Raw genomic sequence first — 21,458 nt, 5'->3', positions numbered from 1 at the left:
AGGAGATCTACGAATATGCTGACCTACCATCGGATTACATCCATCGAGGACTCTTATTTTGCTTCCTTACATAAGCTTTTGCAAACGATTTTTCCGCCGGAAGAAGTACTTGCCTATGAGCTGTGGCGGGAGCCGCTCGAGGATCCAACGATTCACGTCTATGCTGCCATTCATGAAGGAGAAGTAGTCGGATCAACGGAATATCGTTACTATCCGGAGCTGCGCGTAGCGATGACTGATTTTACGATCATTGGCAAGCCTTCGCTTGGAATAGGAAGATTTCTGCTTCGCAACCGGGAGCGTGATTTAGCTAAGCTGGCCGGGCAATCGGGTACGACGCCAATCGGAATGTTTGCGGAGGTGTATGATCCTTTCCGTGCAGAAGAGCATGCTTTCGGCGGCGTTTCGCCAATGAATCCGTTTGTGCGCCGCGAAGTGCTCTCGCATATCGGTTATAAGCGGATCGACCTCGCCTATGTACACCCGTCATGGGACCTTGAAGGTCATGCCGTTTCCGAATTGGATCTATGCTTCCTGCCGCAAGATGAGGAAATGTCTTCCATCGAAGCTGACTTAGTTGCCGAGTTTCTAGTAGGGTATTATGCAGCGCTGCCTAATAAGCCGGAGGAATGGATTCGCATGATTGAACAGGTACGGGCTGCGGGTACATTAGAGCTGCTGCCGTTATGACGGAGCTTATTTTTAGAGGCACCGGCGATTCCATGGGCGTGCCGCGCATTTATTGCGATTGCGAGGTGTGCGCGGAAGCTAGAAATACGGGGACCAACCGTCGCCTGCGTTCATCTGTCCAAATAGAGGATGAGGATGCAGGAACGGTCTGGATTGACTGCGGACCTGATTTTGCAAAGCAATTAGAGGCAGCCGAATTACGCAAGATCGATACGCTGCTCATTACGCATGCTCATTTTGATCATATCGGCGGACTAGTCGAATGGGCCGATGCTTGCCGCTGGACCAATAAAAGAGGCTTAGCCTATGCACCGTCTGAAGTGATTACAGAGATCCTGGACCGTTTTCCTTGGCTGGGTAACCAGATTCAATTTGAGTCCTTTGACCAACCGATTCAATTGGGTAAATGGCAGGTATCCAGCTGGAGAGTCAATCACGGGAAAAATGGGTATGCCTACGCTTTCCGTTTCGAGAATAGGGATACCGACTATAAGTGGGTATATTGTTCCGACTCGATCGGCTTAACGGAGGAGCAGCAAGCAAAGCTGGCTGCATTGGATTTGCTTGTGCTTGGAACAAGCTTTTATCATGAGCCTTTTGCCTATGAAACAAGATCTGTTTATGACGTGCTCGAAGCGGTCGAGCTAGTCCGTAAATGGAATCCAAAACGAACGGTACTCACGCATATGTCTCATGACATTGATCTTGATAAAAACTATGAGCTGCCTGAGCAAATGCGTTTTGCCCATACAGGCTTAAAGATTGACCTGCAAACGCGATAACGGAATTCTTAGGCTTGACAATCAACTTGTCTTTTTTGTATATTATGGAAGAAACTTTTTATTATCACGCTTAAAGGGGAAATCTTAATGTTTGCTGGTGTCCTTAACTCATAAATTGGATATGGTCAGATATGATTTGGTCTTGCGACGGAGGCTAGGCGTTTTTATGCCCTGCTGCGAGGCTCTATTTCGTGATCTGGCGCCAAGAGTTATGGACATGAGGATTCCCGCCTGAAGCTATTCGACAGCGGCCCAATCACCGTGCTCACGCAGCGCGGTTTTTTTATACCCATTTTCAGGAAAGTGTCGATTGCGGGCGATTGAAAAGGGGATTGGAGCTTAGTCGATTGAGACAGAAGTGGAACGCACCCGCGTTCTATTTCTGTCTTTTTTTTATTCAAAATCAGAGGAGGCAATAAAAATGAATGAAGCATCTTGGAGAAGATTAGAATTTGATAAAGTGAAAGAAGCTATGATTAGCTATACCGTATCGCCGGCGGGTCGGCAATTAGCAGAACGTCATGAGCCAAGCGTGAAGCAGCGTCAGGTTGAGGCATGGCTGCAGGAGACGGAGGAAGCGGCGCATCTGCTTGGAAGCGGAGCAAGCATCCCGTTATCCGCGATGGACGGTATCGATCCGTTTCTGGCTCTCCTGGGCAAAGGACGGATTTATCACGAACAAGAATTGGAGCAATTGTCCGTATGGCTGACATCCGTCGTGCAAATGAAAAAATATATGAACAGCAAGCGCGATATCGCTCCAACGATAGCTTCCTATGCTGAATCCATGTATGATTGCCCCGGCCTGCGTGAAGAATTGAACCGCTGCCTGCGGTACGGTTTAATTACGGATCAAGCGAGCGCTGATCTTGCTTATATCCGCAGGCATATTTACGCATCTGAAGATAAAATCCATAAGAAAATGGAGCATGCCTTAAACAAATACAAATCATCCTTGCAGGAGTCGGTCATTAGCAAGCGTCGTGACCGGTTTGTCATAGCTGTCAAAAGAGAGCTTCGCAAGCAGGTTCCCGGAACCGTTTGGGACGAATCCGCGAGCGGACAGACCTTGTTTGTAGAGCCGCTCGATGTGGCAGACCTTCAAGTCGAGCTGCAGCAATGGAAAGCGGAAGAGGAAAGGGAGCGTACGGTCATTTTAGCACGGTTGTCCGAGCTGGCAGAGTCGTTTTCCTCCGAGCTGTTTCGCAATGTAGAGGCGATGGCTTCCTTTGATTTTATTACGGCACGTGCCAAGCTTTCGCGTTCTTATGGCGGGAATAAAATCAAGCTGTCCGAGCAGCCGGTCATCCGTCTTGTGAATGCGCGCCATCCGCTGCTGGGCCAAAAGAGCATACCGCTTCATGTAGAACTTGGTTATGAATGGAAGCAGTTGATTATTACGGGACCCAATACGGGCGGTAAAACCGTAACCTTGAAAACGATTGGCTTGTTTGCGCTCATGGTGCAATCGGGGCTGTTGGTCCCCGCGGGGGAAGGAAGTGAAATCGGTATATTCCAGCATATCCTTGCGGATGTAGGCGATGGTCAAAATCTGGAGCAATCGTTAAGCACTTTCTCCTCCCACATCACCGTGCTGAAGGAAATGCTCGATAATGCCAATCCTAGGTCGCTGTTATTGCTTGATGAGCTTGCAGCGGGTACGGATCCTACCGAAGGGATCTCGCTCTCTATCGCTTTATTGGAGGAGCTGCTGAAGCGAGGGGCATTAGCTGCGGCTACGACTCATTTTAACGAAATTAAAGCATTTGCCGCTCGCACAGCAGGCTGTCAGAACGGAAAAATGGCCTTTGACGCAGAAACGTTAAAGCCGCTTTATCAATTAGAGATGGGAGAGGCCGGGGAAAGCCATGCGTTCGCGATAGCGAGGCGGTTCGGATTGCCGGAAGAAGTTATGCTCCGGGCAGAGCAATTGCTGGAGAAGAAGGAACGTGTCGTTTCGGAGTCCTTCACGGAGGCGCATAACGAGCAAAATGGTTCTGCTGAAAATCTTTCAGGCTCTGAACACGACGGAGCGGAGTCTTCTGTATTAATTACGGAAAAAAGCGGAAAAACTGATACGGAAACGGTTAAAGCGTCTGCCAAGTCATTTGTCAAAGGAGATGCCGTCTGGATTTACCCGCTTAACCGGATGGGAGTGGTATATCGGCCAGCTGATGAACGAGGTAACGTCATTGTTCAGGTTCAGGGGCAAAAGCTTACCTTTAATCGCAAGCGCATGAAGCTTTATATCGCGAAAACCGAGCTATATCCGGATGAGCAATATGATTTGGACATTGTTTTCGAATCCAAGGAAAACAGAAAGGCACGCAAGCTGATGAGCCGCAAGCATGTGGATGGCCTTTCGATTGTAACGCCGGAAGAAGAGCAATATTGATTGTTGTTGAAGTGTACTTGATTTGCTTAGAAGAAACAGCCGGAGCAAATGCCCCGGCTGTATCGATTTTAACTAATCCCGGCTTTGGATGACCAGCAATAACCCTTCTTTGATTTCAATGCGCCCAACCGGCGAGAGCAGTACGTTGCTGATACCAAGAGACTGCCCGATCGACAATCGTGCATCCGTGAGCGGGTATTGAAAGCCTGTAAGCGTAATGCCTTTTACCTCCAAGGAGAGGGGGAGAAGCGAAACGTTCGGATAGCCTTGCTGTTCAATCGCAATCGCCGCTTGGTCCGTTAAAAGCGATATTTTATTATGCTCGTCTATGATCGTTGCGGGCACCTGGAGCTCCGCGGCTAGAGCAAGCAAGTGCACATTTGCAAGCGAGTGATCGAATCTTGTCCCCAGAGCGCCGAGCAGGATGAGCTCCCGCGGCTGCATATCCAAGGCAAGCCTTACGGCCATTTCCGTATCGGTATAGTTTTTGTCAATGGGGTCGCACGCGATGGTTTGACTGCTGTTCGTTCGAATGACGGCAAGCTCATCTTCCGAAACCGAATCAAAATCACCGATAGAGATATCCGGGCGAAAGCCCTGGAATATTAAAAAGCGTGCGCCGCTATCTGCTCCAATGAGCAAATCGGCGGTATTTATATATTCAAGAGCAAAGGCGCCTAGCTGACCGCCTGTGCAAATAACGATTCGAGGCTGCATAACGTATTGTCCTTTCTTCGGGGCAGGTTTACTTCAAACATTTTAAGTATAAAGCCTATTGATCCTTAAAAACAGAGGAAGTTCAATTATTCGAACAGATCCTCGCAGAATACTGCGAAATTTGTCGTTGCGAAACCTCTGCCTCCCAGCTAAAATGGTGAAGGAAAGCACCGGCGATCCAGGCTGGTTCATGGACGGGAAGCGAGGAGTCATTGCAGTGGATATGGATATTTTTGGGATTTTCAGTATTATCGGGACGATTGCATTCGCTGTCAGCGGAGCGATTGTTGCGATGGAGGAAGAGTACGATATTTTGGGCGTATTCGTTTTAGGCTTGGTCACGGCATTCGGCGGAGGGGTCGTCCGCAATCTTTTGATCGGCATGCCGGTAACATCGCTGTGGAGCCAAGGCTATTTGCTGAAAATAGCGTTAATCGCGATGACGATTGCGTTTGTTTTGCCAGTGATATGGATTCAGCGCTGGCGTAAAAGCGAAGCTTTTTTCGATGCGATCGGCTTGTCTGCCTTCGCCATTCAGGGCGCGTTATATGCCACCCAGATGAAGCATCCGCTTAGCGCGGTTCTCGTTGCGGCAATGCTTACGGGAATAGGCGGCGGCATCATTCGCGATGTATTGGCCGGGCGTAAGCCGCTGGTGCTCAAGGATGAGATTTATGCGGTTTGGGCTATGCTTGCAGGCCTTGTCATCGGGCTCGGCTGGCTGGAATCGACCTTGGAGCTATTATTTTTATTTGTTGTCATTATTAGTTTCCGAATGCTCTCGGTATATTACAAATGGAAGCTGCCGCGCCGATCGCTTCATATCGATACCGCGCATGAACAGCAGAAAAGAGGTAACTCATGAAAGCGCGTATTTTGTTCGTTTGCTTAGGCAATATTTGCCGCTCCCCGATGGCTGAAGCCGTCATGCGGCACCAGGTAGAGCAAGCAGGATTGAATGACCGTATAGATATTGATTCTGCCGGGACAGGCGATTGGCATTTGGGCCATCCTCCCCATGAAGGCACGCGAAAGCTCCTTGACGAGCATCAGATATCTTATCAGGGCATGAAGGCTAGATTGGTTGCTGAGAGCGACTTCGAAACGTTTGATTACATTGTTTGCATGGATACAAAGAATTTGCGGGATGTCCGCGAGCTTCTTAAGAATGCAGGGAACCTGGAAAGCCGCGCGAAGGTGTTTACTTTCATGGAGCTGCTTCCTGATAAGGGGATTGCCGATGTGCCGGATCCTTATTATGACGGAAACTTTCCGTTTGTTTACGAGCTGGTTAACAGCGGCTGCATGGAGCTGTTGAAGCGGGTCCAAGCGGATCTGAAATTAGCATAAAATGGCAAGGAATCAAAAGAAGCTGTTCTGCAGCTCTGTATCGGAGACTGCGGAACAGCTTTTTTATTTGCAGCTATTCTACTTCGATAAAATAAGAGAGAGCCTTGTCCAGTTCTTTTTGCCAGAAGCCCCATTGATGCTTGCCGTCCTTCTCTTCGTAAAAAATCGTCGCCTGCTTCAATTCCAGCAGCTCTTTCGCGTTCCGGTTCAACGCGACGAAATCGAACACGCCCCGATCCGTCTCATAAGCGTCCTCCTGAAGCCCGACAATCATATAAATAGTCAGCCAGCTTAGATCTCCGGCCTCTGAGATGATATTTTGCGAAACGCCGTAATATGCGCCGGATAGGGACATCACTCGCGTAAACAGCTGCGGATAGGCAAGTGCCAGATGCAGCGAAACGGAACCGCCCAAGGAATCACCGGCAAGCAAGCGATGCTCGGGTTCCGCTCTTACGGCATACCTTTCTTCGACGAACGGAATCAGCTCTTCGGCGAAAAAACGGATATAATTCGCATGTCGATTGCCGTCCGGCGCATATTCCTCCGTGCGCAGCTTTTTGTCAACATCAACGCCGACGATAATGAAGGGCTCTAGGCCCTCGTCCAAAATCAACCGGGTAGCCGTCGTTGCGATCCGTCCGAAATTGAAAAAGTCCTCACCGTCCTGACAATATACGACAGGATAGCTTAAAACCTCGTTATAGCCGGGGGGCAAAAATATCCGTAAATTACGAGATTGTTCGGGCAAGAAACGGCTGGGCACGGTTTCTTTCACAATCGTTCTTTTTAAATAGCGCTCATCTGTCATATCTTTCTCTCCTCATGTTAGGATTCATTGAATGGAAACGTACGGTTGTGGGTAAACAATAGAAAGGTAATCAAGGGAATCACATCTATTTCTGTCTTGTTGTATTATGCTGTTATAGTGAAAATATAAGTCTGTAGCATATACAATTTCTTAAGAGAATGATGAGAATCAGCGAAAAAACAAAGGTTTTTTTGTTTTTTGCTTTGACCATTTTCGTTAAACAGGTTTATAATAATTCTATAACAGAGGTAAACGATTTTCAAATATTTCGATTGAGGTGAGCGTTCAAAATGAGCAAATTGCCATACGAAGTTCAAACGGAACCGGTAACTCCGCTTTCTGTCTTGTCACTCGACGGGGAAGTTGTTAATCCGGATTTAATGCCGGCATTGTCTGATGATCAACTAAAAGAAGTTATGTACCGCATGGTATTTACCCGTACTTGGGATGAGCGCGCAGTTAACTTGGGCCGTCAAGGACGCCTCGGTTTCTACGCACCGGTATCCGGCCAAGAAGCGTCAATGATCGGCAGTGAATATGCACTGAATAAAGATGATTTCATTTGTCCTGGCTACCGCGATATGCCTCAGATCGTATGGCATGGTCTGCCAATGTATAAAGCTTTCTTATATTCCCGCGGTCACCAAGAGGGCGGCCGTATTCCTGACGACGTGCATGTTCTTATGCCGCAAATTATTATCGGCGCACAAATTCTGCATGCAACTGGCGTAGCCATGGCATTCAAAAAGAAGAATGAAAAGCGCGTAGCTATCACATACACAGGCGATGGCGGTTCATCGGAAGGCGATTTCTACGAAGGCATGAACTTTGCCGGAGCGTATAAGCTTCCAGTTATCTATGCCGTACAAAACAACGGTTATGCAATTACGACTCCTTATTCCAAACAAACAGGCGCATTGTCGATTGCACACAAAGCAGTTGCTGCCGGCATCAAAGGCGTACAAGTAGACGGCATGGACGTTCTAGCGGTTATTAAAGCCGTTCAAGAAGCAGCGGAACGCGGACGCAATGGCGAAGGCGCAACACTGATCGAGATGCTTACTTACCGTTTCCGTCCGCATTCCATGGCGGATGATACTACGAAGTACCGTACAAAAGAAGAAGAAGCAGAATGGGCGCTTAAAGACCCGCTGGTTCGCTTCGGTAAATTTTTGGAGAAAAAAGGCTTGTGGTCGGATGAAGACACAAACCGTGTGAAAGAAGAAGCAAAAGCAACGGTAAACGAGCAAATTAAAAAAACCGAAGCAGTTGAAAAAATGACTGTTGCAGGCTTGATCGATAGCATGTTTGAAACAACGCCGAAACACCTGGAAGAGCAAAAGGCCGATTTTCAATAGTAGAGGAGGATCAGACGATCATGGCTCAAATGAATATGTTGGAAGCAATTCGCGATGCGATGCGCGTAGAACTTAAACGCGACTCAAACGTTGTCATTTTCGGTGAGGACGTAGGTAAGGTCGGCGGAGTATTCCGCGTAACAGAAGGATTGCAAGGAGAGTTTGGCGAGGACCGCGTATTCGACACGCCGCTTGCCGAATCCGCGCTTGCAGGTATGGCAGTGGGAATGGGACTTCAAGGTTTCCGTCCAATCGCAGAAATCCAATTCGTTGGTTTTATATATGAAGCACTTGACCAAATGTTTGTTCAAGCAGCGCGCATGCGTTACCGTTCAGGCGGTCGTTACAATTCACCAATCGTTTTCCGTACGCCTTTCGGCGGCGGCGTAAAAGCAGCTGAGCTGCACACGGATTCGCTTGAGGGTCTGGCTATTCAAACGCCAGGTATTAAAGTCGTTATTCCTTCAAATCCTTATGATGCAAAAGGGCTGATGATCTCAGCAATCCGCGATAATGACCCTGTCTTTTTCATGGAACACCTTAACCTTTACCGTGCGTTTAAAGCGGACGTGCCTGAAGGCGAATATACCGTTGAAATCGGCAAAGCGAATGTAGTCCGCGAAGGTACTGATGTAACAATCCTTACCTACGGAATGATGGTCCATACTTCGGTTAAAGCGGCTGAAGAGCTTGAAAAAACAGGCGTGAGCGTAGAGGTAATCGATCTTCGTACGCTGGTACCGCTTGATATTGAAACCATCGTTGCATCCATTCAAAAGACGAACCGTGCAATTGTTGTTCAAGAAGCACAAAAAACTTCCGGCGCAGCAGCGGAAATTATCGCTCAAATCAACGAGCATGCCATTCTTCATTTGGAAGCTCCAGTACTTCGCGTAGCTGGACCGGATACCGTTTATCCGTTTGCGCTTGTTGAGGATGCGTGGCTTCCTTCGGTAGCTCGCGTCACTGCAGCGGTTCAAAAAGTATTGAACTTTTAAAGGAGGTTACTAGCGGTGGCTAAATTCGAATATCGTTTCCCAGAGCTCGGCGAAGGCTTGCACGAAGGCGAGATCGTGAAAGTGAACATCAAAGTCGGCGATACGGTTACAGATGATGATATTATTATGGAAGTCCAAAACGATAAAGCGATCGTTGAAGTACCTTGCCCGGTAAACGGTAAAGTGCTTGAAGTACGCGTGAAAGACGGTCAAGTCTGCCATGTTGGCGAGATTGTTGCTTTGATCGAAGCGGAAGGCGAATTGCCTGAGCAAGCAGAACCTGCAGCTGAGGCCCCTAAAGCAGAAGCGCCTGCAGCGGCTGTGCCGGCAGTTGAAGCTCCTAAGGCGGAAGCGCCTGCGGCGGCTCCGGCAGCGGCTCCTAAAGCAGCTGGCGGTCTAGTTCTTGCAACGCCAAGCGTTCGCAAGTTTGCACGTGAGAAGGGCGTAGACCTGACTCAAGTCGGTGGAACTGGCAAAAACGGACGCATTACCCGCGATGATGTGAACGGCTTTGGCGGCGCTCCTGCAGCTGTTACTGCGGATGCAGCGGCTCCAGCTGCTGAACCGTCAAGCAATGCAGAAGTTGCAACAAAAAATGCTGGCGAAGCAAAACCAGCGATTACGGCTTCAGGAACGGCTTACCGTCCAGAAGAGCGCGTACCTTTCAAAGGTATCCGTAAAATTATTGCGAATGCGATGTCCAAATCGGTGTACACGGCTCCTCACGTAACCATTATGGACGAAGTAGACGTAACCGAGCTTGTCGCACTTCGCGCTAAATATAAGCCTTATGCTGAGAAAAAAGGCTCCAAGCTTACTTACCTGCCGTTCATCGTGAAAGCTCTCGTGGCAGCTTGCCGTGAGTTCCCGATCTTGAACGCGACGCTTGATGAAGCCAACCAAGAAATCGTATTGCGCAAATATTACAATATCGGAATCGCAACCGATACAGATAACGGCCTAATCGTTCCTGTAATCGAAGATGCAGACCGTAAAAACTTGTTCAAAATCGCGGATTCCATTCGTGATCTGGCTGCTCGCGGACGCGACGGCAAACTGGCTGCCAACGAATTGAAGGGCAGCACGATTTCGATCTCGAACATTGGTTCGGCTGGCGGCATGTTCTTCACACCGGTTATCAACTTCCCTGAGGTTGCTATTCTCGGTACGGGCAGAATTACGGAGAAAGCTATTGTGCGCAACGGCGAGATCGTAGCTGCTCCGGTAATGGCACTTTCACTCAGCTTTGACCACCGTCTCATCGACGGCGCAACGGCACAAAACTTTATGAATTACATCAAAACACTTCTGGGCCAACCGGAATTGTTCATAATGGAGGTATAAGACATGGTCGTAGGTGATGCTTCCCTTGATATTGACACTCTAGTCATTGGTGCGGGCCCAGGCGGTTACGTAGCAGCCATCCGTGCTGCTCAGCTTGGTCAAAACGTACTTATCGTGGATAAAGAATATGTAGGCGGCGTATGCTTGAATGTGGGCTGTATTCCATCGAAAGCACTTATCTCTGCTTCCCATCAATATGAGTCAATCAGCCACGCTTCCGCTTTCGGTATCGAAGTTGGCGAAGCGAAGGTTGATTTCACGAAAGTGCAAGAGTTTAAAGCGGGTATCGTCAAAAAATTGACAGGCGGCGTTGCTTCTCTTTTGAAAGCAAACAAAGTCCAATATTTCCAAGGCGAAGTTATGTTTATTAACGAAAACGAAGCGCGTGTTTTCAACGATCAAGAAGCGCCGCGCTACCGTTTCAAAAACTGCATTATCGCTACGGGTTCACGTCCGATCGAACTAAAAGCATTCCCTTACGGCGGCCGTATCGTTTCTTCGACCGGCGCATTGTCCTTGCCGGAAATTCCGAAGAGCCTTGTCGTAATCGGCGGCGGCTACATCGGAATCGAGCTTGGCCAAATGTATTCCAAATTCGGCACTAAAGTAACCGTGATCGAAGGTTCGGATGCGATCTTGCCTGGATTTGACAAAGATATGTCTTCCATCGTCGCGAAGAAACTGAAAAGCACAAATGTCGATATCATTACCGGCGCACAAGCAAAAGGCGCTGAGCAAACGGATAAAGACGTTACCGTGACTTATACAGTAGGCGACAAAGAAGAAAAAGTAACGGCAGATTACTTGCTTGTAACGGTAGGACGCCGTCCAAATACCGATGGCGAGCTTGGTCTTGACCTTATCAACGTTAAGCTGTCCGATCGCGGACTTGTTGAAGTCGATGAGCAGTGCCGTACGAACATCCCGCACATCTACGCGATTGGCGACATCATTGCAGGGCCTGCTCTTGCACACAAAGCAATGTATGAAGGCCGCGTAGCTGCTGAAGCCATTTCAGGTCAAGCAAGCGTGATTGATTATAAATGCGTACCAGCTGTTTGCTTCTCTGATCCGGAATGCGCAAGCGTTGGCCTCAGCGAGAAAGAAGCGAAAGACAAAGGCCACAACGTTAAAGTTGGCAAATTCCCGTTCGCAATCAATGGACGCGCCATGTCGCTTAACGCTAACGAAGGTTTTGTGAAGCTCGTATCCGATGCAGACTCCGGTCTTGTGCTCGGCGCGCAAATTATCGGTCTTGAAGCTTCCAATATGATCGCTGAGCTTGCTTTGGCAATCGAAATGGGTGCAACCCTTGAAGATATCGCGCTTACGATCCATGCTCATCCAACACTTGGAGAGATCGTGCTTGACGCAGCTGAAGTTGCGCTAGGTCACCCGATCCATACTTTCATTAAATAATTGGAACCATCGCTGTCATTAAGCGCACAAAGAGGTCACGCGGCTCCCCAGCCGACGGGGCCTCTTTGTGCTTCTAGAGCATCCAATCCATCAAAAAAGGGAGATCGGTCACATGGAAGAAACGAAGAAGCCGGCAAGCGAATCCAGAACGACGATGACGCAGCTTATATTTCCGCTGGATACAAACCCTTATGAGACGATGTTTGGCGGCAAGGTTATGGAATACATGGATAAGGTAGCCGCAATCGCAGCTATGCGCCATGCGCGAATGCAGGCCGTAACCGCCTCTACCGACAGCCTTGATTTTTTGGCTCCGATCCGGGTTGGGGAAGTCATTGAGGTTGAGGCATTCGTTACTTGGACGAATCGCAGCTCCATGGAGGTCTATGTGTCTGTGATATCGGAAAATTTGTTCAGCGGCCTTCGGAAAACGACCGTTACCGCCTTTTTTACGTTTGTTGGATTAGATGAAAACGGTAAACCGGCGATCGTCCCAACCGTCATTCCGGTCACCGATGAGGAAAAAAAGCTGCATGCTTCAGCTCCTGAGCGATATGCCCTCCGGAAAAAACGAAAGCAGGACAGACAACGCGGATAATGGTATAATAAATTGTTATTTTTACGATTTCTGTTACATGATTGGGGTGCTGAAACCAGATGAGTAAAAGCGAGCAAACTTATTTGCAATTGTTAAAATATGTTTTAGAGCATGGAACAAAAAAGGAAGACCGTACGGGAACCGGGACGGTCTCTACCTTCGGTTATCAAATGCGGTTTGATCTTAGCGAAGGATTTCCTTTGCTTACGACCAAACGGGTTCCTTTCCGGCTTATTGCCAGTGAGCTTATCTGGTTTATTCAAGGCGATACGAATATTCGTTATCTGCTTCAACACAATAATAACATTTGGAATGAATGGGCATTTAAGAGATGGATCGAAAGCGATGCCTACGCGGGCCCAGACATGACGAACTTTGGTTTGCGGGCACAATCCGATGCCGAATTTGCAGCCGAGTACAATCAGCAAATGGAGCTTTTCAAACAGCGTGTATTGACGGATGACTCCTTTGCCGAAGAATTCGGGGAGCTCGGCAATGTTTACGGCAAGCAGTGGCGGGAGTGGAAAACTACTCAAGGCGAAACGATTGACCAGTTGAAGGATGTCATTCAGACGATAAAGAATAACCCCGATTCAAGAAGACTGATCGTTTCTGCATGGAATCCGGAGGATGTACCGAGCAATATGGCGCTGCCTCCATGCCATACGATGTTTCAGTTTTACGTAACGGACGGAAAGCTTTCCTGCCAGCTTTATCAGCGCAGTGCAGACATTTTTCTCGGTATACCTTTTAATATTGCGAGCTATGCGCTGCTTACACACATGATTGCTCATGAATGCGGACTGCAAGCAGGGGATTTTATCCATACGCTTGGAGACGCTCATATCTATACCAATCATTTGGAGCAGATCGAAATTCAGCTTAACCGTGAACCGAAGGCGCTGCCTAAGCTCAAGATTAACGCCGATAAAACGTCGATTTTTGATTTTACGGTGGAGGATTTGAGTATTGAGGGCTATGAACCGCATCCAGCCATAAAAGCGCCAGTTGCCGTTTAAAATAAAGCTAAGTTTAAAGATAGAAAGGTGCAGATGTGCATGTCTGTTACATTGATTGCTGCAATGGATCGAAACCGTACGATTGGCATTGGCAACAAGCTTCCTTGGCGTTTGCCGGCGGAAATGGCGTTTTTCACGAAATCAACTTTAGGGAAAACCGTGTTGATGGGGCGAAAGACATTTGAATCGCTGCCGAAGCCGCTGAAGGACCGCCGCAATGTCGTTTTGACGCGTCAAAACGATTTTCATCCCGAAGGCTGCGAAGTCATTCATTCGATGGAGGAAGCTCTGGAACAAATGAAGGACGATGAGCTGGTTGTCATAGGCGGAGCTGATATTTACGCACAGTTTCTTCCATACGCGGATAAGATACTGCTGACGGAAGTTGATGTCGAAATAGAGGGCGGAGATGCGTTTTTTCCAGCGTTCTCTGAATCGGAATGGAATCTTGTGGAAAGCGAATCGCGTGACAGCGATGAAAAGAATAAGTATTCCTTTACGTTTCAGACATTCATTCGCCAATCCTAGCTGATACAGAAGCTAAAAGCGAACGTTTGACGAACGATATGTCATAAAGTGCAAATGATTGTACGGATAATCCATTAACGATTTTAGCACTTGAATGCTAGGATGTTGTAAAATAGTAAACGAGTGCTTTTGACAAAATATTCGTTTTTGAGAAAGTTTGTTATTGAATATTTGATGGATTCCCGATATAGTTTGAAAGAGAATCGAAACATAGGTTAACGGGAAATATGGATGGAGGAAATGCGATCATGTCTACACCTACTGGTTTTATGGAATATCAACGCGAACTGCCGGCCGATCGCGACCCGCTGGAGCGTATCAAGGATTGGCAAGAGTTTCATAAGCATTTTTCGGATGAACAGCTAAAGACGCAGGGAGCTCGCTGCATGGACTGTGGTACGCCATATTGCCATACAGGCATGGAGCTGGCAGGCTCTGTTTCAGGTTGTCCGGTGAACAATTTGATTCCGGAATGGAATAACTTGATTTATCGCGGGTTATGGCGCGAAGCGCTTGACCGTCTGCATAAAACGAATAACTTCCCGGAATTCACAGGCCGCGTTTGTCCGGCGCCATGTGAGGGATCTTGTACGGTTGGATTGATTGGCGATGCGGTTACGATTAAAACCATCGAACAAGCGATCATTGATCGCGGTTTTGACGAAGGCTGGGTTGTTCCTCAGCCGCCGAAAGTACGCACAGGCAAACGTATTGCTGTCGTAGGTTCCGGACCTGCGGGTATGGCAACGGCTGCTCAGCTTAACAAAGCAGGCCATACCGTAACCGTATATGAACGCGCAGACCGCATCGGCGGCTTGCTCACATACGGCATCCCTACAATGAAGCTAGAGAAGCATGTGGTTCAGCGCCGCGTCGATTTGATGGCCGCAGAAGGCGTTGAGTTTGTAACCAATACGGAAATCGGCAAAGATATTACAGCTAACGAGCTTGTCGAAAAATTTGACGCCGTCGTGCTTTGCGGCGGTTCTACAAGAGCGCGCGACGTGCAAATGGAAGGCCGTGATTTGAACGGCGTTCACATGGCGATGGATTATCTTAATGGCACGATCAAGAGCTACCTTGATTCCAATCTTGAGGATGGCAACTATATTTCCGCTAAAGACAAGGATGTTATCGTTATTGGCGGCGGCGATACGGGTACTGACTGCGTTGCGACTGCTTTGCGTCACGGCTGCAAGTCGGTTACGCAATTCGGTACGCATGCCAAAGCTCCGTTGGAGCGTGACAGCGTGAACAATCCTTGGCCGCAATTCCCGAATGTGTACACGCTTGATTATGCTCAAGAAGAAGCGAAAGCACTATTTGGCGAAGACCCGCGCGCATTCTCCGTATTGACGAAGAAATTTGTCGGCGACGGAAACGGAAACCTGAAAGAGCTTCATACCGTTCAAATTGAGCGCACAGTTGATGAGACTGGACGTAAAATATATAGCGAAATTCCTGGAACTGAAAAAGTATGGCCTGCGGATCTCGTATTCATCGCAGTAGGCTTCGAAGGTCCAGAGACAACGCTGATCGAACAGCTTGGCCTTGCACAAGACAAACGTACAAACGTAAAAGCAAGATACGGCAAATATACGACAAATGTCGATAAAGTATTTGCCGCAGGCGATATGCGCCGCGGACAAAGTTTGGTTGTCTGGGCAATCAACGAGGGCCGCGAAGCAGCTCGCGAAGTAGACAAATATTTGATGGGTTCTTCGATGCTTCCATAAAGAGCCGGCAGTCAGTAAGAAAAGCTTAATAAGAGTGAAGAGAAGCGCCTTCGGGCGCTTTTCTTGATGTATAAGATTTAAATGTTTACGCATGCTGAATGCCTTAAAATAATTTCTGAACGGAGGGATTGTCCCATGATTAAATATGGATTAGATCGAATAACAGAGCTTAAGTTCCGCTCCTTCCAGCCTATTATTGAACAAAGGGATGAGCAGTGGGTCGATATTGCGCTGCGTTTTGAGATTGAACCAGAGACCGAAGTCCCGGAAGATCTGATTGATTTTTCGGCACTTGTCATTTGTACGATTGACGGAACGATTGCGCAAATCGTTCCGCATGACGAAGGCTGCGATTGCGAATATCAATTCACGGTAAGTGAAAAAGAGCAAATCACTGCATTTATTATGCAGCCGGCCGTACAAGAAGCGATTCAAAAACTAGGCTCACCTTTTTAAGGAAAGATGTGGTAAAATCGGTTTGAGATGACGCAAAGGAGCGAATCGTCATGCCAGCCGAAGAAGCCTATGTCCTGTCTCCGACGGACGTTCGGAACATCAAAAGCTACGTTCAGCATAAATACGCAGAGATGCCGCAAGAAAAGCGCGCAGAAATCGTAGCGGACGCGGTCAAACGAATCATACATAAGCAATTGCCGAATTTCGAGGGCAGCATTAAACGTACCGTCACGGAAATGTTGATTAGGACGGTTGTATTGGAAAGACAAGGCCCCGTGAAAGCCGATGATATATTCCAGGCTTGTTTAGCTCTCGACCGAACGGACTCGTCGATATTTGAACCGATTCATAACTGGTTGGAAAATTTGCTTCATATAAGCTGTCAGAAGCCCCTCATGAAGCGTTTAATGGACGAGCTGTCCGAGACCTTGGGACAATCGGATTCCGCAACGAAAACTGCTGAGAACGGCATTCTGGGGCTTTTAAAAGGAAAATTGATTGTCGAGGGCGTGGCGCTTGACAGTACAGCACCAGCTGCGGTACAAGCAGAGATCATTGCACTCCCTCAGCAAAAGTGGCGAAACCTGTTTTCAGAGAAAACAAGCTTGCGATCTTATCTTTACAGCATGCTTTGTTTGTTCCTCATCGCGGCAAGCTTATTGTATGGGTGGTCCTTAAGCAAGCCATCGCCCTATAAGCTTCAGCCGCCAGCCGCGCTGATGCCTGCTGAGCCGCCAGCCGTATCGTTAAGCGGGCTTCCATCCGAACTTCGCTATCATGACATTGATAAGAAACGTTTAAAGCAATTTTTGGAATCTAAAACCTCTGTTTTGGCCGAACCGCCTTATTTCGACGCGATCGTCTCTGCCGCACATGCTTTCGATATCCATCCTGTTATTTTATTTGCTATCACGGGACAGGAGCAGGGCTTTGTGCCTAAAACGAATAAGCAGCATAAACAAATCGCGAATAATCCGTTTAACGTGTTTCATAGCTGGCAGGAGTTTAATACCGATATCAAACAATCCGCTGAAATCGCGGCAAGAACCGTTTCTAACTTGAGCAAAGACAGGCCGGCCGAGACAGACCCTTTTAAATGGATCAATCGAAAATACGCGGAGGATCCGAAATGGTCAGACGGCGTTCGGTCGATTTTCGCATCGATCATGAAGTATCTGGAGAACCCGCCAGTCCAATAATTGCGAGCGGCAATCATCCATAAATAGCCATTTAAAAGAACCCGATTGGGATAAATGTCCCGTTGGGTTTTATTTTTTTTCAGCGATTTCCATTATCGGATAAGGCGAAAAGGATTCCATTTTGACCGGGAAGTCTGTAAAATGTTTAAGAGGAAATCCAGTGCAGGGCTGGCTGAAGCCGAATGCGGCTTGGCCAAACGTCCCGGCTTGCGAAATGCTTAACGAAGGAGCGAATATCTTTTGAAGACATTAATCATTGCGGAGAAACCCGATATGGGGCGAAACATTGCTGCCGCAATCGATCCAAAAGCAAAAAATCACCGTTCCTACATAGAAGGCGAACACTATATCATTACATGGGCAATCGGTCATTTAATTGGACTGGCAGAGCCCGATGCTTACGATGACCGTTACAAAAAATGGAATATTAATGATCTTCCCATTATTCCGACGCAGTTCAAGCTTGTGCCAAACAAAAAAACAATCGATCAGCTTAAAGTGATTGGCGATCTTGCTAAACGGAGCAATCTGCTCGTAAATTCCTGCGATGCGGGGCGTGAGGGACAGTATATTTTTTCATTGATCCAGCGTCATTTGAAGCTTAGCCAGCCGGTTAAGCGGTTGTGGATATCGGATTTAACGCCAGAGACGATCCGCAAAGGATTCGAGGAATTGAAAGAGGGAGCGGAATACGAGAATTTAACCAGGGCCGCCACGGCAAGAAGCGAAGCGGATTGGCTGATTGGCATGAATGGATCCCGGGCATTTACGACCAAGCATAATGTGCTGCTCTCCGTTGGCCGCGTGCAGACGCCTGTCTTGGCGCTTATTTACGACCGCCAGAAGCAGATTGAGGCGTTTTCTTCCTTGAAGTTTTTTGAGCTGGAAGGTCATTTCACCCAAATGGAGATGTCCTACAAAGGCATGTGGCAGGGCGAGCGGGCAACCGATCAAGCAAAGGTTGAAGCGATCGCGGCCAAGGTCAAGGGGAAACAGGGACGGATTGCTTCCTACGAGGTAAAAGAGACGAAGGAGTATCCCTTCAAGCTTTATGATCTAACGCTGTTACAGCGGGAAGCAAACGGCAAGTATGCTTTTTCGGCGAAAAAGACATTGGATACCGCGCAAGCGCTATATGAGAAACATAAGGTGATTTCCTATCCGAGAACGAATTCGAACTATGTCACGGAACAGAACATTCCGGAGATGCACAAAACGTTAAACGCCCTTCAAGGGACGGTATACGATGAGCTTGTAAAAGGGGCAAACCGAAGCCTTGTGCATAAGGGAAATAAATTTATTTGCAATCCGACAAAGGTCGAGGACCATCATGCGATTTTGCCGACAAACCGCAAGGCAAACGGTTTAAGTCCCGATGAGCAGAAGTTGTATGATTTAATCGTTCGGCGATTTCTGTCCCAGTTTTATCCTCCAGCCGAATACAAAGTGCATACCGTTTTGACCGAGGTAGAAAACGAACAATTCAAAACTACGGTGAAGGAGCTTTTAAGCTTAGGCTGGAAGGTAATTTATGCCGATCAGAAGAAAGAGAAGGCAAAATCCACGGCAAAAAGCAAGGATAAAGAGGATGCTGAAGAGGAAGAAATCGAAGTTAACGAGCCTTTCTCGATTCAGGCGGAAGAAAATATTATATGCTCGGATGCTATTGTTAAGGAAAAGGATACGCAGCCTCCTAAGCATTACACGGAAGGAACGCTGCTGAAGGCGATGGAAAGCGCAGGCAAGCAGATCGAAGACGAGGACGTACGCGATGCGATGAAGGATTCGGGCTTAGGTACGCCTGCCACGCGCGCAGCAACGATTGAACGGCTGAAAAACGTCGGTTATGTGGAAATGCAGGGCAAGAAGATCCAGGTCACGCAAAAAGGCAGAACAGCCATTGAGCTTATTCGCGGGGCTGGAATCGATTTGCTTACCTCGCCGGAAATGACGGGTCTTTGGGAGCGTCGTTTAAATGAAATATCGAGAGGAACGGCGTCAGACGGTCAATTTATGGAAAATGTAAAGAAATTCGCGACCATGATCGTAGACAAGGTCCGGATTCAATCCCGTGCAGCAAAAACATCATTTGAAAGCGAACCATCGGCTGCAAGCAAAGGATCTCCTGGCAAGGCTGCAGCTGCGCGGACTCGTTCTGCGAAACCAAAGGCTCCGGGAACAGCAAAAAAAAGCGCAGCAGCGACTGAAGCAGCTCCAGGAAGCATAACGATGATCGCCTCCTGTCCGCGGCCGGGCTGCGGCGGTTCGATTTTTATGGGACGCAAGGGCTATGGCTGCTCGCATTACAAGGAAGGCTGTAAATTCGTGATCTGGAAGGAAAGCTATGGACGGAGCTTAACGGATTCACAGGTTAAGGCTTTAGTGGAGAAGGGAAAGACTACGAAGCTGAAGCTCGAATTAGCAGACGGCACGCCTAGTGAGGGCAGAATCGTAATCAGAAATATAGATACAGGCGAACTGGCAATCGAGCAATAATGAATAAGCGGATTACAGTAAAGACCCGAATTTATCTCGTGCTCATGAGATGAATTCGGGTCTATTTGTTATTGTTATATTTCGCTGTGAAACGAGCGTTCGGCGCATACCATGCCGACAGCCGTTTACGTTTATAGGCGTTTAGTTTAACGGTTCACGTAACCATGGATCGCGTCAGGAACGTCCTTCAAATGATCAAGGGTTAAAAAAGCGCCCTTAGGCTCTACTTCAATTTGAATAACGTTATACTCCCATTCGGATACCGCACGCATATGAATGGCATGGATACCGGCCGTTAAAGCAGGAACGACATCCGTTCGTATGGAGTTGCCGATCATCCAGGTGCTGCTGCGGTTAAATACGCCTGTGGAGAGAATATTCTCTAACGCGTCACTATTCTTTAACCGGCGGATATAAATTCGCGACTCAAAATAACGCTCCAAATTCATTTTCTCGATCTTTCTGCGCTGTATTGGCAGCTCGCCACCCGTATACAGATGAAGCTCGTGTCCGGCTTCGGCGAGTGAGAAAAGCGTTTGTTCCATGTTGGGATAGGGCTCGGTATCATGCTCATAAACGCTGAGACCAAGCTTCCATAAAAAGTTTTCCTCATTGGTTGAACGCTTGCGGCCGGTTAGATGAGAGAAATGAATGTAGGTGTCGACAAAGGATTGCGGGAAATGCTCGCTCTTAAAGCCAAATACAGCAACACCCGCAATATCGATCTCCATTTGCTTGTCTCGGATGGCTTGGACAGACACTTGCGGTGAGCTGCCGAACCAAGTAGTCATCGCGTCAATAAACTGGTCAATGACCAAATAAAAATATTTGTTACAGTGAATTAAGGTATCGTCGAGGTCAAACATAATTTGCTGCTTCATAGATACGATCTCCTTTGCAGTACTTGAAACTGTATGATCAATCTACCGCAAGTGGAGGGAGGAGTCAATGTATGGGAGAAGGCTAGGATAACTTTTACATAATTTATCCAGAAAAAAGGCATGATAGCTATTGGAGGTGATTGAGTTGGTCATTAACAACATGAATAAAAACGTCAATCGTCAAAATCAAGCGGGCTTGCGCGGACAGTCAGGTAAGTTAAAAACAGACAAGTTCGCGAAGCGTCCGTCGAGCTTGAATGGTATTAACAAGCAGCTTCCTTAGAACAATGGGCCGCTATACGGAAAGGAGAGCGTAAAGTTCTAAGCTCTCCTTAAATATAGTTTAAGCATATTTAAGCTGTGAAGCCCGTAATTGATTTTTAATAAAAGCAATGCGCCTGCGGACGTAAAAGTCCTTACATGCGCCCTTCAAATCATTGGGAGTGATCACCTCCTCTGCAACATTATCAATGATAATAAGCCGTCCATCGGCATAGAACTTAAAGGTTAAGTCGCGTCCGGGACGTTCATTCTCTACATAACGGAAATTTTCGCAGATGTTTTTCATGGTGATCAGGCCTCCTTCAAAATGTTGAATTCGATGATCAATAGAACGTTTGTTCTTGTTTTTTATTATACCAAACATTTGTTCGTATGGAAACTGTTTTTTGTTTAACGTAA

21 protein-coding genes are annotated in these 21,458 nt (G+C 47.6%); 17 read left to right on the top strand and 4 right to left on the bottom strand.

Going from position 1 to position 21,458, the window contains the following annotated elements; genetic code table 11:
* The first annotated feature begins 18 nt into the window (after window positions 1-18).
* From ACN6MW_RS31170 to ACN6MW_RS31160, 3 genes are all read left to right on the top strand, one after another.
* Window positions 19-690, top strand: coding sequence for a GNAT family N-acetyltransferase (locus ACN6MW_RS31170; RefSeq protein WP_419876501.1), 672 nt, complete (start codon window positions 19-21; stop codon window positions 688-690).
* Window positions 687-1,472: an MBL fold metallo-hydrolase gene (locus tag ACN6MW_RS31165; protein WP_419873589.1), complete on the top strand. Its 786-nt coding sequence runs from the start codon at window positions 687-689 to the stop codon at window positions 1,470-1,472. The genes ACN6MW_RS31170 and ACN6MW_RS31165 overlap by 4 nt, the downstream gene beginning before the upstream one ends.
* 421 nt (window positions 1,473-1,893) lie before the next feature.
* Complete coding sequence (locus ACN6MW_RS31160) at window positions 1,894-3,867, top strand: endonuclease MutS2 (RefSeq protein ID WP_419873588.1); 1,974 nt, start codon at window positions 1,894-1,896, stop codon at window positions 3,865-3,867.
* A gap of 72 nt (window positions 3,868-3,939) precedes the next feature.
* Here ACN6MW_RS31160 and ACN6MW_RS31155 read toward each other — a convergent pair whose 3' ends face one another.
* Window positions 3,940-4,584 carry a thiamine diphosphokinase gene (locus ACN6MW_RS31155; RefSeq protein ID WP_419873587.1) on the bottom strand — a complete coding sequence of 215 codons (645 nt, stop codon included), beginning with the start codon at window positions 4,582-4,584 and terminating at the stop codon, window positions 3,940-3,942.
* Between the two features lie 223 nt (window positions 4,585-4,807).
* On the opposite strand from ACN6MW_RS31155, the gene ACN6MW_RS31150 reads away from it, so the two are divergent.
* Both ACN6MW_RS31150 and ACN6MW_RS31145 read left to right on the top strand, forming a co-directional pair.
* On the top strand, window positions 4,808-5,449 hold the full coding sequence (locus tag ACN6MW_RS31150; protein ID WP_364149749.1) for a trimeric intracellular cation channel family protein: 642 nt from the start codon (window positions 4,808-4,810) through the stop codon (window positions 5,447-5,449).
* On the top strand, window positions 5,446-5,934 hold the full coding sequence (locus ACN6MW_RS31145) for a low molecular weight protein-tyrosine-phosphatase (RefSeq protein WP_419873586.1): 489 nt from the start codon (window positions 5,446-5,448) through the stop codon (window positions 5,932-5,934). Before ACN6MW_RS31150 ends, ACN6MW_RS31145 begins: the two co-directional genes overlap by 4 nt.
* Window positions 5,935-6,007: 73 nt before the next feature.
* Here the strand turns inward: ACN6MW_RS31145 and ACN6MW_RS31140 are convergent, their stop codons facing one another.
* The gene (locus tag ACN6MW_RS31140) at window positions 6,008-6,745 is read right to left on the bottom strand and encodes an alpha/beta hydrolase (RefSeq protein ID WP_419873585.1); all 738 of its coding nucleotides are present in this window, start codon (window positions 6,743-6,745) and stop codon (window positions 6,008-6,010) included.
* Window positions 6,746-7,035: 290 nt separating this feature from the next.
* Here ACN6MW_RS31140 and pdhA point away from each other — a divergent pair, with 290 nt between their 5' ends.
* From pdhA to ACN6MW_RS31085, 11 genes are all read left to right on the top strand, one after another.
* Window positions 7,036-8,103 carry a pyruvate dehydrogenase (acetyl-transferring) E1 component subunit alpha gene (gene pdhA, locus ACN6MW_RS31135; protein ID WP_364148504.1) on the top strand — a complete coding sequence of 356 codons (1,068 nt, stop codon included), beginning with the start codon at window positions 7,036-7,038 and terminating at the stop codon, window positions 8,101-8,103.
* A 20-nt stretch (window positions 8,104-8,123) separates the two neighbouring features.
* Entirely contained in the window at window positions 8,124-9,101 is a 978-nt protein-coding gene (locus ACN6MW_RS31130; RefSeq protein ID WP_419873584.1) for an alpha-ketoacid dehydrogenase subunit beta, read from the top strand.
* A gap of 15 nt (window positions 9,102-9,116) precedes the next feature.
* A complete protein-coding gene (locus ACN6MW_RS31125) occupies window positions 9,117-10,445 on the top strand; it encodes a dihydrolipoamide acetyltransferase family protein (RefSeq protein WP_419873583.1) in 1,329 nt (442 codons plus the stop codon).
* Between the two features lie 3 nt (window positions 10,446-10,448).
* The gene (gene lpdA, locus ACN6MW_RS31120; RefSeq protein ID WP_364148496.1) at window positions 10,449-11,864 is read left to right on the top strand and encodes a dihydrolipoyl dehydrogenase; all 1,416 of its coding nucleotides are present in this window, start codon (window positions 10,449-10,451) and stop codon (window positions 11,862-11,864) included.
* Between the two features lie 112 nt (window positions 11,865-11,976).
* Window positions 11,977-12,462 (top strand): acyl-CoA thioesterase, encoded by a 486-nt coding sequence (locus ACN6MW_RS31115; protein ID WP_419873582.1) that lies wholly within the window; start codon window positions 11,977-11,979, stop codon window positions 12,460-12,462.
* Between the two features lie 59 nt (window positions 12,463-12,521).
* The gene (locus tag ACN6MW_RS31110; protein WP_419873581.1) at window positions 12,522-13,481 is read left to right on the top strand and encodes a thymidylate synthase; all 960 of its coding nucleotides are present in this window, start codon (window positions 12,522-12,524) and stop codon (window positions 13,479-13,481) included.
* A gap of 39 nt (window positions 13,482-13,520) precedes the next feature.
* Window positions 13,521-14,009, top strand: a complete 489-nt coding sequence (locus ACN6MW_RS31105) for a dihydrofolate reductase (protein ID WP_419873580.1) — start codon at window positions 13,521-13,523, stop codon at window positions 14,007-14,009.
* A 248-nt stretch (window positions 14,010-14,257) separates the two neighbouring features.
* Window positions 14,258-15,745, top strand: coding sequence for a glutamate synthase subunit beta (locus ACN6MW_RS31100; RefSeq protein ID WP_419873579.1), 1,488 nt, complete (start codon window positions 14,258-14,260; stop codon window positions 15,743-15,745).
* 135 nt (window positions 15,746-15,880) lie between these two features.
* Window positions 15,881-16,201, top strand: coding sequence for a hypothetical protein (locus ACN6MW_RS31095; RefSeq protein ID WP_419873578.1), 321 nt, complete (start codon window positions 15,881-15,883; stop codon window positions 16,199-16,201).
* A gap of 50 nt (window positions 16,202-16,251) precedes the next feature.
* Window positions 16,252-17,400: a hypothetical protein gene (locus ACN6MW_RS31090; protein WP_419873577.1), complete on the top strand. Its 1,149-nt coding sequence runs from the start codon at window positions 16,252-16,254 to the stop codon at window positions 17,398-17,400.
* 240 nt (window positions 17,401-17,640) lie between these two features.
* A complete protein-coding gene (locus tag ACN6MW_RS31085) occupies window positions 17,641-19,896 on the top strand; it encodes a DNA topoisomerase 3 (protein ID WP_419873576.1) in 2,256 nt (751 codons plus the stop codon).
* Between the two features lie 146 nt (window positions 19,897-20,042).
* Here ACN6MW_RS31085 and ACN6MW_RS31080 read toward each other — a convergent pair whose 3' ends face one another.
* The gene (locus tag ACN6MW_RS31080) at window positions 20,043-20,777 is read right to left on the bottom strand and encodes an HAD family hydrolase (RefSeq protein WP_419873575.1); all 735 of its coding nucleotides are present in this window, start codon (window positions 20,775-20,777) and stop codon (window positions 20,043-20,045) included.
* Window positions 20,778-20,922: 145 nt separating this feature from the next.
* Between ACN6MW_RS31080 and ACN6MW_RS31075 the strand changes: the two genes are divergently transcribed.
* Window positions 20,923-21,060 carry a hypothetical protein gene (locus ACN6MW_RS31075; protein ID WP_419873574.1) on the top strand — a complete coding sequence of 46 codons (138 nt, stop codon included), beginning with the start codon at window positions 20,923-20,925 and terminating at the stop codon, window positions 21,058-21,060.
* Window positions 21,061-21,120: 60 nt separating this feature from the next.
* On the opposite strand, the gene ACN6MW_RS31070 is transcribed toward ACN6MW_RS31075, so the two are convergent.
* Window positions 21,121-21,345 (bottom strand): hypothetical protein, encoded by a 225-nt coding sequence (locus ACN6MW_RS31070; RefSeq protein WP_364148475.1) that lies wholly within the window; start codon window positions 21,343-21,345, stop codon window positions 21,121-21,123.
* Window positions 21,346-21,458: the final 113 nt, after the last annotated feature.

Origin of the sequence: Pristimantibacillus sp. PTI5 (assembly GCF_048572955.1) — a bacterium.
GTDB lineage: Bacteria > Bacillota > Bacilli > Paenibacillales > Paenibacillaceae > Pristimantibacillus.
Note: the sequence above shows the minus strand (reverse complement) of the source record. Positions and strands in the feature narration are given on the sequence as shown.

Bases quoted from the DNA above. Each gene is read 5' to 3' on its own strand.
- pdhA (WP_364148504.1), top strand. From the start codon at position 7,036: ATGAGCAAATTGCCATACGAAGTTCAAACGGAACCGGTAACTCCGCTT.
- ACN6MW_RS31095 (WP_419873578.1), top strand. From the start codon at position 15,881: ATGATTAAATATGGATTAGATCGAATAACAGAGCTTAAGTTCCGCTCC.
- lpdA (WP_364148496.1), top strand. From the start codon at position 10,449: ATGGTCGTAGGTGATGCTTCCCTTGATATTGACACTCTAGTCATTGGT.
- ACN6MW_RS31110 (WP_419873581.1), top strand. From the start codon at position 12,522: ATGAGTAAAAGCGAGCAAACTTATTTGCAATTGTTAAAATATGTTTTA.
- ACN6MW_RS31105 (WP_419873580.1), top strand. From the start codon at position 13,521: ATGTCTGTTACATTGATTGCTGCAATGGATCGAAACCGTACGATTGGC.
- ACN6MW_RS31115 (WP_419873582.1), top strand. From the start codon at position 11,977: ATGGAAGAAACGAAGAAGCCGGCAAGCGAATCCAGAACGACGATGACG.
- ACN6MW_RS31155 (WP_419873587.1), bottom strand. From the start codon at position 4,584: ATGCAGCCTCGAATCGTTATTTGCACAGGCGGTCAGCTAGGCGCCTTT.
- ACN6MW_RS31090 (WP_419873577.1), top strand. From the start codon at position 16,252: ATGCCAGCCGAAGAAGCCTATGTCCTGTCTCCGACGGACGTTCGGAAC.
- ACN6MW_RS31080 (WP_419873575.1), bottom strand. From the start codon at position 20,777: ATGAAGCAGCAAATTATGTTTGACCTCGACGATACCTTAATTCACTGT.
- ACN6MW_RS31140 (WP_419873585.1), bottom strand. From the start codon at position 6,745: ATGACAGATGAGCGCTATTTAAAAAGAACGATTGTGAAAGAAACCGTG.
- ACN6MW_RS31145 (WP_419873586.1), top strand. From the start codon at position 5,446: ATGAAAGCGCGTATTTTGTTCGTTTGCTTAGGCAATATTTGCCGCTCC.
- ACN6MW_RS31130 (WP_419873584.1), top strand. From the start codon at position 8,124: ATGGCTCAAATGAATATGTTGGAAGCAATTCGCGATGCGATGCGCGTA.
- ACN6MW_RS31100 (WP_419873579.1), top strand. From the start codon at position 14,258: ATGTCTACACCTACTGGTTTTATGGAATATCAACGCGAACTGCCGGCC.
- ACN6MW_RS31150 (WP_364149749.1), top strand. From the start codon at position 4,808: ATGGATATTTTTGGGATTTTCAGTATTATCGGGACGATTGCATTCGCT.
- ACN6MW_RS31165 (WP_419873589.1), top strand. From the start codon at position 687: ATGACGGAGCTTATTTTTAGAGGCACCGGCGATTCCATGGGCGTGCCG.
- ACN6MW_RS31160 (WP_419873588.1), top strand. From the start codon at position 1,894: ATGAATGAAGCATCTTGGAGAAGATTAGAATTTGATAAAGTGAAAGAA.
- ACN6MW_RS31070 (WP_364148475.1), bottom strand. From the start codon at position 21,345: ATGAAAAACATCTGCGAAAATTTCCGTTATGTAGAGAATGAACGTCCC.